This window comes from Enterococcus sp. GPZ-007 (genome assembly GCF_059374735.1).
This window is the reverse complement of the sequence record NZ_JCAFYN010000006.1, coordinates 122,061-132,514: the sequence shown is the minus strand read 5'-3', so window position 1 is coordinate 132,514 and position 10,454 is coordinate 122,061. Positions and strand designations below refer to the sequence as shown.

Genomic DNA, 10,454 nt, shown 5'->3' with positions numbered 1-10,454 from the left:
ATCTTTTTTGGTTTTTTGGGGAAGTACTCAAGTGGCTGAAGAGGCGCCCCTGCTAAGGGTGTAGGTCGGGAAACCGGCGCGAGGGTTCAAATCCCTCCTTCTCCGTTTTTTATTATATTGGCCCGTTGGTCAAGCGGTTAAGACACCGCCCTTTCACGGCGGTAACACGGGTTCGAGTCCCGTACGGGTCATTCTGAGACGTTTTTGAACGTCTCTTTTTTTTGCTTTGAAAATAGATTTTGGTAAACTTTCAGGTTTATTAGTCGTTTATTGGTGACAGCCGCTATTTTTCTGTTATAATCGAGTCGTTGCAAGTTCCCGATAGGCTCTGAAAAAGTTCAGAGATTCCTTGTAACCGAATAAAAATTGGGGGGAATAGTTATAATGGAAGAACGTCGTTTATTTACATCTGAATCAGTTTCAGAAGGACATCCGGATAAGGTTGCTGATCAAATCAGTGATGCGATTTTAGATGCGATTTTGGAAAAGGATCCGAAAGCCAGGGTTGCATGTGAAACGTCTGTAACAACTGGATTAGTTTTAGTTTTTGGAGAAATATCTACTTCGGCTTATGTAGATATTCAAAAAGTGGTGCGTGAAACCATTAAACGCATTGGTTATACAGAATCACGATTTGGCTTTGATGGTGACAATGTCGCTGTCTTAGTAGCGATTGATGAACAATCACCGGATATTGCACAAGGCGTGGATGATGCGTTAGAAACACGTGGCAAAGAAGAGTTACTTGATGACATCGGTGCTGGAGACCAAGGGTTGATGTTTGGTTTTGCGGTAAACGAAACACCAGAATTGATGCCGTTGCCTATTTCATTGAGTCATCACTTAGTGAAGCGTTTGGCGGATTTGCGTAAATCTGGTGAAGTGGCCTATTTTGGACCGGATGCAAAATCTCAGGTAACAGTAGAATATGATGAAAATGGGAAACCATTACGTGTGGATACGGTGGTTATCAGTACACAGCACAATGATGCGGTTGATAATGAAACGATTCAAAAAGACGTTATGGAAAAAGTGATCAAACACGAAATCCCTGCCGAACTATTAGATGATAAAACAAAATATTTTATCAATCCAACAGGCCGTTTTGTAATTGGTGGACCTCAAGGGGATGCGGGCTTGACTGGACGTAAAATTATCGTTGATACTTACGGTGGTTATTCACGTCATGGTGGCGGCGCTTTTTCTGGGAAAGACGCAACCAAAGTCGACCGTTCAGCTTCTTATGCGGCTCGTTATATTGCCAAAAATATTGTTGCTGCTGGTTTGGCTGATAAAGTTGAGGTACAGCTTGCCTATGCGATCGGTGTGGCGCAACCTGTTTCTATTTCAGTAAATACCTTTGGAACAGCGAAAGTGACTGAAGAAGCACTGATTGGTGCGATTCGCGAGAACTTTGACCTTCGTCCAGCGGGAATTATTGAAATGCTTGATTTATTACGGCCGATTTATAGCGATACGGCTGCCTATGGTCATTTTGGTCGAACAGATGTCGATCTGCCGTGGGAACATATCGACAAAGTTGAGGCATTGAAGAAAAGTTTGAATTTAGTGTAAATCGTACAGACATAAATTATTTATGGAGTTCACGAGGCGGTTTCTATTGATCTTTGATCGATGGACCGTCTCTTTTTGTAGTTTTTTAGTTGATTGAAGTGATCAAAAAAGCTAGAACTATATGCTAGTGAAAAAATTTGAAATGAAATTGGAGGAAAAGATGAAAAGAAAAACGAATGTGAAGGTTGTGACTGCGGGGATATTTATCGCGACATTTATGTCAGCGATCGAAGGAACGATCGTGACGACTGCTATGCCGACGATTGTTGGTACGTTACACGGAATCGAAATCATGAACTGGGTCTTTTCGATTTATTTGTTAACAAATGCAATGATTACACCGATCTATGGAAAGCTAGCGGATAAAGTCGGTAGAAAGCCGATTTTTATTATAGGGATTTCATTATTCGTCTTAGGTTCAGCACTATGCGGGCTGTCCAATGAAATGCTGACACTGATTATTGCTCGGGGAATTCAAGGAGTTGGTGCTGGGGCAATCATGCCGGTCTCTTTAACGATTATCGCTGATCTTTATGATATTGAGAAGCGAGCCAAGGTACTAGGTCTGACAAGTGCTGCTTGGGGTGTTGCAAGTGTTTTTGGCCCCTTGGCGGGAGGTTTGATCGTAGATACGGTCGGGTGGCATTGGATATTTTTCATCAATGTACCGATTGGTTTGGGCTTGATCGGTCTGCTGCAATACTTCTTCATTGAGGAGAAAAAGAAGCATCAAGCGAAAAAGATGGATATTCTTGGCAGCTTGTTCTTAATGCTGACGCTGGTAAGTCTGCTATTGGGTTTTCAGTTATTAGGGGATGAAGGCTTATCAATTTCTGTTGCAGCGTTATTTGTAGCGAGTATCGTTTCATTGCTCTTATTTATTCGAACAGAAAAACGAGCAGAGGACCCGGTAATTAATTTGAATTTGTTCCATAATAAGACGTTTGCTAGTGTGAATGTCGTTGCTGCTTTGATCAGTGGATTCTTGATGGGGTTGGATGTTTATATTCCTATGTGGATGCAAGGGGTATTAGGCAAACCAGCTGGCATAGGCGGGTTAGTATTAGCACCAATGTCGATTGTCTGGATGTACGGATCGTTTTTATCTGGACAACTATTACGTAAGCATTCAGCCAAACGAATCATTATAGCTGGCTTGCTGATTATTTTAGCTGGTGGAGGAACATTATTGATGCTGCCGCAACAGAGTCCCTTTTGGGTATTCTTCATTATAATGGGAGTTTTAGGTATTGGTTATGGGTTATCTGTCACAACTACGACAGTGGAGGCACAGGCCAGTGTATCGAAGGAAGAGATCGGTGTGGCGACTTCATTTAATACGTTGTCTCGGACGATCGGACAAACAGTCATGGTTTCACTTTTTGGGATCATCTTAAACATCGCGAATGGGCGTCAATTAACCAATGCTGGAATTGCTAACTTAGATATTATGAATCGTCTGATTAATCCTCACACAGCATTACAGATTGAATCGGGATTACGGGCAGAATTACGCAAAATTCTTTTTGATAGTCTTCATTGGGTCTATTTTGCTGGACTGCTATTGATCATTTTCGCATTGATTTTTAGCTTTATGGTTGGCAAACAAGCGAGAAGTGTTAAACTTAACGAAGAATAAAAGAACTGGAGGATCTCGCTGAATGGCTTTTTTACAGGTAAATGTGTATTCGAATGTTTTGCAAATGGAAGTGGCTATGAATGTGATCTTGCCGCAGACAACCCATAAGAAGATTGGAACAGAAACAGCTGGTATGACAGAAGATGTACCAGTCTTGTATTTATTGCATGGTATGGGCGGCAATCATAGTGTCTGGGAGCGTCGGACATCGATTGAACGATATGTGGCTGAGTATCAGATGGCGGTGGTGATGCCCTCCACTGATCTTGGGTTTTATACCGATACGACTTATGATATGAACTATTGGACGTTTGTTTCAGAGGAACTGCCGACGATTGTTCACGAGCTGTTTCCACAGTTGACATGTAAGCGGGAGAAAACATTTGCCGCGGGCTTATCAATGGGTGGTTATGGAGCATTAAAATTAGGCTTAGCGAAGCCAGAGAATTTTGCGGCTGTCGCATCCTTATCAGGGGCTGTCGTTTTATCCGATGTGGACAGTTTGTTATTGGTGCGAAATGAAGCCTATTGGCAAGGGATATTTGGTCCCTTAGATCAGATTAAGGGCTCAAAGAATGACCCGCTGCGTCTACTGGATGAACTAGGGGAGAGTGGAAAGGCAGCTCCGCGCTTTTTCTTAGCATGCGGAACAGAGGATGATTTGTATCCTGCCAGCCAATATATGGCTCATAAGATGAAACAAAAGAAGCTTGATGTGACCTTTGAAGAAGGCCCTGGGAAACATGATTGGCTCTTCTGGGATACCTGGATTAAGCGAGTATTGGAATGGTTTAATGAAAAGAGTGACTGATCAATTTTTGATCAGTCACTCTTTTTTTCTACACACAATAAAATTGGCGGACTATTTCTCTGATTGATAAATTGATAATTCAGCACACGAAATTCCTCTTGTGGTAATTTTTGACAGAAATCGATTACTTCATTTTTTTCTGCTTCGCCGCCCTCATGACCATAATAAATTACGATAATCATTCGTCCGCCAGTAGTCAGACGTTTCAAAATGGCTTGCATCGCCTGTTTAGTCGTTTCAGGTAAGGTGATGATTTGTTTGTCGCTTTTTGGTAAATAACCAAGATTGAAAATCGCGGCTTTGATGGGCTGATCCGCGGCGATTTTTTCTTCGATTGTTTCATGACCGGCAAGATATAATGTTGTACGTTCATTATAATCAGCGATTTTCTCACGCGTATTTTGCAGGGCCTGCTCTTGGATATCAAACGCATAGACCTGACCTGTTTCGCCAACGAGTTCCGCTAGAAATAACGTGTCATTGCCGTTGCCCATTGTAGCGTCAATCACGTGGTCGCCTTCGCTCACGATTTCCTTCAGCAATTGATGACTATAACGCAGAGCGGTTAGCAGCATGGTCAAATTCCTTTCTCACAGCGAATTTTCCTTGATAGGAATCTCGGCGGATCAATTCTTGATCAATCGCATTCAAGACTTCCCATTTTTTCAAGCTCCACATCGGACCAATCAGTGAGTCCCATGGCGCGTCACCAGTCAAGCGATGAATAATGATCTCTTGGGGAATCATCTCTAACTGATCACAGATAACGGAGACATAATCATCTTTGCTCATTAATTGAAGACGACCTTCTGCGTAATCTCTTAGCATCTTCGTATTGCGCATTAAATGTAATAGATGCAGCTTGATTCCTTGAATGTCAGAGTCCAAAATCGTTCGACGAACATTCTCCCGCATCATGTCTAGCGACTCACCTGGTAAGCCATTAATCAAGTGAGTACAAACATTGATATTATGTTTGCGTAGACGCGCGACCGCATCAACATAAGTCGAATAATCATGGGCGCGATTAATCATGTCACTGGTACTCTCGTAGGTCGTTTGCAGACCAAGTTCTACCCATAGATATAAACGCTGATTTAATTCGGCTAAATACTCCACAACTTCCGGCGGCAAGCAATCGGGACGGGTACCCACGGATAAACCAACCACACCAGGGAGATTAACGACTTGTTCGAAACGTTCGCGGATTACTTCTACAGGAGCGTGAGTATTGGTAAAGTTTTGAAAATAGACGATGTATTGATCGACGTGAGGCCATTTTTGATGCATCATGTCGATTTCCTTATGGAACTGCTGAGGCAACGGATCACTTGGAGCCACGATCATATCGCCGGAACCAGAGACGCTGCAAAAGGTACAGCCGCCATGGGCAGCCGTGCCGTCACGGTTGGGACAATCAAAACCGCCATCCACCGGAACTTTAAAGATTTTTCCGCCAAATTCCTGACGTAATGCATAATTCCAAGAGTGATAGCGTTTGGTTTGGTCGTCACTATATTGAAAAGCCATTTATTTTCTCCTAATCGTTTTTAGATCATAAACTAATTTTTTTTCTTTGTAATACGGGTATGTGAACAATAGCCAGCTGCTTCCGAAAAGCATGCCGCCAAGGACATCGCTTGGGTAATGAACCCCAAGATAGATCCGGCTGATCACAATGCTGAGAATCAATACTCCAACAACGATCTGGGCAATCAAGCGCGGTGTTTTTTCCTTAAAGAATAGTGCCATGACGAAAATCAGCGTGCCGTATAACAAGGTACTAGCTGTCGCGTGTCCACTGGGGAAACTAAAGCTGTGTTCTGTCACCATATGAGTCAAGATCGTTGGCCGTTCTCGATGGAAGAACAGTTTCAACAGATGATTTCCAAGTCCGCTTACTAATGCCATACTGATCGCTAACCAGAGAGCAGTGATCTTTTGTTTATTGAAATAGAACAGACCGACAAATACCACCGACAAAATGATGACGGTGATAGGGTTGGCAAATTTTGTTACCCATAAAAAATAACCGTTCATTTGTGGATGGAGCTGATGGACTGCATGAATGATTCCGCGATCAAATCCGGCTAGCGTATTTGGATAAAAACGCACGATATAACAAAGCGCCGCAAAAAACAGCAAAGTGAAGCTGCCGATTAATTGATAGATTGATTTATTTTTCATTGTTTTCTCTGATTCATCCTTTCTAAACAGAAGTATTATATCATGTTTCACCCAAGGGACCATTTATTCAATGGTTTCTTAAAAGCTTCTCAATAGAGGAATTCAATTGAATAATATTTTGGAATCTGCTAAGATGAAACTACTTTGAATATTATTGCTTGGAAGAGGAGTAGTAGAAAGGAACGCATTTCAGAGAGCGCACGGTGCTGAGAGTGTGTATGCGAGACATTCGAACTTACCTTGGAGCATGATCGAACGATCCGGTTAAAGACCGTTATTTCTTTTGAGGTCTGTCATTGGACAGATGAAAATAGGTGGTACCACGTTGATAACGTCCTATGAGAGTTTTGAGAACTTTCATGGGATTTTTTTGTATTTAAATCGATTAATTCAACTTTAGGAGGAACAACATGAGTTACGATCACAAAGCGATTGAGAAAAAATGGCAAAAATATTGGGCAAAGCATAATGTCTTTGTCACCCAGGATGATCCTGAGAAGCCAAAATTTTATGCGTTAGATATGTTTCCTTACCCATCTGGACAAGGCTTGCACGTTGGGCATCCAGAGGGCTACACTGCGACTGACGTGATTTCACGGATGAAGCGCGCACAAGGTTATAGTGTTTTACATCCAATGGGCTGGGATGCTTTTGGCTTACCCGCGGAACAATATGCCTTGGATACAGGAAATGATCCAGCTGAGTTCACTAAGAAAAACATTGAAACATTCAAACGCCAAATCAACGCATTAGGCTTTAGTTATGATTGGAACCGTGAATTGAATACCACAGATCCAGATTACTATAAATGGACACAATGGATTTTTGAACAGATGTATGAAAAGGGTCTGGCTTATGAAGCGGAAGTGCCAGTGAACTGGGTACCTGAATTAGGGACAGTCATCTCGAATGAAGAAGTCATCGATGGCAAGAGCGAACGCGGGGGCTATGATGTCATCCGTAAACCGATGCGTCAATGGATGTTGAAAATCACGGCTTATGCGGATCGTTTGTTAGACGACTTGGAGGAGCTTGATTGGCCAGAAAGTATCAAAGAAATGCAACGGAACTGGATTGGTCGTTCGATCGGTGCCAATGTCAGCTTCAAAATTGAAAACAGCGAAGAAACATTTACTGTTTTCACCACGCGTCCAGATACATTATTTGGTGCAACGTATGCAGTATTGGCACCAGAATTAGAATTGGTGCAAAAAATTACGACGCCTGAACAAAAAGCGGCGGTGGATGCATACATTGAAGAAGCTTCAAAAAAATCAGAACTGAATCGGACTGATTTAGCGAAAGAAAAAACAGGTGTCTTCACTGGTGCATACGCCATTAATCCGGCCAATGGTGAAAAAATGCCGATTTGGATCGGGGATTACGTCTTAGCTTCTTACGGAACCGGTGCGATCATGGCGGTTCCTGCCCATGACGAACGAGATTATGAGTTTGCGAAAACCTTTGGCTTGCCGATCATTCCGGTCCTTGAAGGCGGCGATATAGAAAACGAAGCCTTCACTGGTGACGGGGCACACATTAATTCTGAATTTTTAGATGGTCTGAACAAACAAGAGGCCATCGATAAAATGGTGGCTTGGTTAGAAGAGCACGAATGTGGGAAGAAGGAAATCAGCTATCGCTTGCGTGACTGGTTGTTCTCTCGTCAACGGTATTGGGGTGAACCAATCCCTGTGATTCATTGGGAAGACGGTACGACTGGTTTGGTACCTGATTATGAATTGCCTTTAGAATTACCCAAAACAACAGACATCAAGCCAAGCGGCACAGGTGAATCCCCATTAGCGAACATCGAAGAGTGGGTCAATGTGGTTGATCCGATTACTGGTAAAAAAGGCCGTCGCGAAACCAATACAATGCCGCAATGGGCAGGCAGCTCATGGTATTACTTGCGCTTTATCGATCCACATAACAAAGAAGCGTTGGCGGATTATGAAAAATTGGAACGTTGGATGCCAGTCGATCTTTATATCGGCGGAGCAGAGCATGCGGTGCTGCATTTATTGTATGTTCGTTTCTGGCATAAATTCTTGTATGATATTGGTGTCGTGCCAACGAACGAACCATTCCAAAAGCTTTACAATCAAGGCATGATCTTAGGCCAAAGCTTCCGCGATAGTCGTGGTGCGTTAGTGCCAACAAATATGGTGGAAAAACGCGATGGCAAATGGTTTAGTATTGAAACAGGCGAAGAACTAGAAGAAGCGCCTGCGAAAATGAGTAAATCATTGAAAAATGTGGTTAATCCAGATGATGTCGTAGACAAGTATGGGGCGGATACATTGCGGATGTACGAAATGTTCATGGGACCTTTGGATGCTCAGATTCCTTGGAGTGAAAACGGACTTGAAGGCTCACGTAAATTCTTGGATCGCGTGTGGCGTCTGATCGTTGATGAAGAAGGCAAAATGCGTGATCATATCACCACCTTTAATGATGGCTCTTTAACGAAGGTTTACAATCAAACGGTCAAAAAAGCGACAGAAGACATGGAGAATCTGCATTTGAACACAGCGATTTCTCAATTGATGGTCTTCGTGAATGATGCGTATAAGGCAGAAGCACTGACTTATGAATATGTGGAAGGCTTCGTACAATTATTAGCACCAATCGCACCGCATATCGCAGAAGAGCTTTGGGCGATCTTAGGACATGAAGGTGGTCTTTCTTACGTTGCTTGGCCAACCTATGATGAAGAAGCGTTGATCGAGAGCGAGATTGAGGTCATTCTGCAGGTGAACGGAAAAGTTCGTTCTAAAGTCATGGTAGCAGTTGATCTTGCTAAAGATGAGTTAGAGAAGTTGGCGATGGCCGACGAACACATCCAGCGCAATATCGAAGGAAAGACAGTCCGTAAAGTGATTGTTGTTCCAAATAAATTAGTCAATATTGTTGCCAACTAGTTTGGATGCTCCGCAATAATAATTGCGGAGCTATTTTTTGCGAGTTAGGCTTTTTGCAGTTTGTTGAGTTTGAACCGTATTTACAGACTTTTAACAAATTGATAGACAAACAGTCTAGCCTAATCGTATGGATACGAAAATAGACTCATTTTTCAGCTTTTTTGAAAAATGAATACAACTACAATGGGCTAGCTGTCAGTCAAACTTTTTGCAGTTTGTTATTGAGTAAGATTTTTTTGAAATTGCAAATTGGTAGAACTAGAGATTTAGAAGTTATTTAGTTTGATAATAGCTGTGTATCAGTTAAAAAAAATCACCGGAATCTAAACAAATGAAAGACAAATGTTGGTCAATGCTACTGAGATGGTGCTCTAAATGTGCTAGGATATTAAAAAAGGAAAGAAGGGCTTAGTGATGAAATCAATCACCGAACTGTTAGGTATCCAGTATCCGATTTTGCAGGGAGCAATGACTCATATTGCTCGTTATCCGCTGGTTAGTGCTGTCTCTGAGGCAGGCGGCTTGGGAATCATCGCAGCCAGTGGTTTAACAGGTGAAGAACTACGGGAACAAATTCGTGAGACCAATAAAAGAACAGACAAACTTTTTGCTGTGAATTTAATGCTGCAGATGGATAATATTTCAGAGCAAATCGATGTATTGGTTGCAGAAGGTGTCAAAATCGTGACTACTGGAGCAGGAACGCCGAAGGCTTATATGGATCGTTTGAAAAAAGCGGATATCAAAGTTTTTCCAGTAGTTCCATCAGTAAAGATTGCACAAAAAATGGAGCACTTGGGTGTAGACGGAGTGATCGCGGAAGGAATGGAAGCCGGTGGTCACATTGGAACAACTACGACTATGGCGTTGATTCCACAAGTGGCTCAAGCGGTGAATATTCCTGTAATTGCCGCTGGCGGTATCGGTGATGGTCGTGGAATGGCGGCAGCCTTTGCTTTAGGAGCACGAGGCGTTCAGTTAGGTACAGCTTTTCTGACAGCAGCAGAATGTCCGATCCATGAAAATTATCAGCAGGCGATTCTGCAGGCAGATGATACCGCAACGGTGGTGCTCCATAAAGCTCATGGCGGAGCAGTTCGCGGATTGAAAAATAGCTTAACAAATGAAGAATCTAGTGATGCTTTTTCTTTAGAGGCGTTACGTCGGGCAGCGGATGAGGGTTTTGTTGATCAAGGATTTGTCATATCCGGTCAGATTGCTGGATTGTTTACGCATTTGAGACCAGCAAAAGCTTTGATCGAAGCGATGTATGCTGAGGCTGAAGCGATCAGTCAGAGTATAAAAATAGACTAACGGG

The 10,454-nt window shown here is 42.6% G+C and carries 8 protein-coding genes, 2 tRNA genes, 1 riboswitch and 1 other annotated feature; of the genes, 7 read left to right on the top strand and 3 right to left on the bottom strand.

Annotation, left to right across the window (positions count from 1 at the left end):
• Positions 1 to 17 precede the first annotated feature (17 nt).
• From AC4J95_RS05580 to AC4J95_RS05560, 5 genes are all read left to right on the top strand, one after another.
• A tRNA-Ser gene (locus AC4J95_RS05580) sits at positions 18 to 105 on the top strand.
• 14 nt (positions 106 to 119) lie between these two features.
• Positions 120 to 191 (top strand) — tRNA-Glu (locus AC4J95_RS05575).
• 112 nt (positions 192 to 303) lie between these two features.
• A riboswitch (SMK box riboswitch) is annotated at positions 304 to 387 on the top strand.
• A complete protein-coding gene (metK, locus tag AC4J95_RS05570; RefSeq protein WP_316404104.1) occupies positions 385 to 1,575 on the top strand; it encodes a methionine adenosyltransferase in 1,191 nt (396 codons plus the stop codon). (Overlaps the previous riboswitch by 3 nt.)
• A 160-nt stretch (positions 1,576 to 1,735) precedes the next feature.
• On the top strand, positions 1,736 to 3,214 hold the full coding sequence (locus AC4J95_RS05565) for an MDR family MFS transporter (RefSeq protein WP_494548974.1): 1,479 nt from the start codon (positions 1,736 to 1,738) through the stop codon (positions 3,212 to 3,214).
• 22 nt (positions 3,215 to 3,236) lie between these two features.
• Positions 3,237 to 4,025, top strand: coding sequence for an alpha/beta hydrolase (locus tag AC4J95_RS05560; RefSeq protein ID WP_494548973.1), 789 nt, complete (start codon positions 3,237 to 3,239; stop codon positions 4,023 to 4,025).
• A gap of 11 nt (positions 4,026 to 4,036) precedes the next feature.
• Here the strand turns inward: AC4J95_RS05560 and mnmM are convergent, their stop codons facing one another.
• Genes mnmM through AC4J95_RS05545 form a run of 3 tightly spaced genes read right to left on the bottom strand, consistent with a single transcriptional unit; the run spans position 4,037 to position 6,212 of the window.
• Positions 4,037 to 4,600: a tRNA 5-(aminomethyl)-2-thiouridylate-methyltransferase MnmM gene (gene mnmM / locus AC4J95_RS05555; protein WP_494548972.1), complete on the bottom strand. Its 564-nt coding sequence runs from the start codon at positions 4,598 to 4,600 to the stop codon at positions 4,037 to 4,039.
• The gene (gene mnmL, locus AC4J95_RS05550; RefSeq protein WP_494548971.1) at positions 4,575 to 5,555 is read right to left on the bottom strand and encodes a tRNA modification radical SAM protein MnmL/YtqA; all 981 of its coding nucleotides are present in this window, start codon (positions 5,553 to 5,555) and stop codon (positions 4,575 to 4,577) included. The genes mnmM and mnmL overlap by 26 nt, the downstream gene beginning before the upstream one ends.
• Complete coding sequence (locus AC4J95_RS05545) at positions 5,556 to 6,212, bottom strand: phosphatase PAP2 family protein (RefSeq protein ID WP_316404111.1); 657 nt, start codon at positions 6,210 to 6,212, stop codon at positions 5,556 to 5,558.
• Between the two features lie 150 nt (positions 6,213 to 6,362).
• Positions 6,363 to 6,554, top strand: a binding site (T-box leader).
• Positions 6,555 to 6,622: 68 nt separating this feature from the next.
• Here AC4J95_RS05545 and leuS point away from each other — a divergent pair.
• Both leuS and AC4J95_RS05535 read left to right on the top strand, forming a co-directional pair.
• The gene (gene leuS, locus AC4J95_RS05540; RefSeq protein ID WP_494548970.1) at positions 6,623 to 9,136 is read left to right on the top strand and encodes a leucine--tRNA ligase; all 2,514 of its coding nucleotides are present in this window, start codon (positions 6,623 to 6,625) and stop codon (positions 9,134 to 9,136) included.
• A gap of 414 nt (positions 9,137 to 9,550) precedes the next feature.
• Complete coding sequence (locus tag AC4J95_RS05535) at positions 9,551 to 10,450, top strand: NAD(P)H-dependent flavin oxidoreductase (RefSeq protein WP_494548969.1); 900 nt, start codon at positions 9,551 to 9,553, stop codon at positions 10,448 to 10,450.
• The last annotated feature ends 4 nt before the right edge of the window (positions 10,451 to 10,454 follow it).

Excerpts from the sequence above, each read along its gene's own strand:
- leuS (WP_494548970.1), top strand. The coding sequence starts at position 6,623 with ATGAGTTACGATCACAAAGCGATTGAGAAAAAATGGCAAAAATATTGG.
- AC4J95_RS05545 (WP_316404111.1), bottom strand. The coding sequence starts at position 6,212 with ATGAAAAATAAATCAATCTATCAATTAATCGGCAGCTTCACTTTGCTG.
- metK (WP_316404104.1), top strand. The coding sequence starts at position 385 with ATGGAAGAACGTCGTTTATTTACATCTGAATCAGTTTCAGAAGGACAT.
- mnmM (WP_494548972.1), bottom strand. The coding sequence starts at position 4,600 with ATGCTGCTAACCGCTCTGCGTTATAGTCATCAATTGCTGAAGGAAATC.
- AC4J95_RS05565 (WP_494548974.1), top strand. The coding sequence starts at position 1,736 with ATGAAAAGAAAAACGAATGTGAAGGTTGTGACTGCGGGGATATTTATC.
- mnmL (WP_494548971.1), bottom strand. The coding sequence starts at position 5,555 with ATGGCTTTTCAATATAGTGACGACCAAACCAAACGCTATCACTCTTGG.
- AC4J95_RS05535 (WP_494548969.1), top strand. The coding sequence starts at position 9,551 with ATGAAATCAATCACCGAACTGTTAGGTATCCAGTATCCGATTTTGCAG.
- AC4J95_RS05560 (WP_494548973.1), top strand. The coding sequence starts at position 3,237 with ATGGCTTTTTTACAGGTAAATGTGTATTCGAATGTTTTGCAAATGGAA.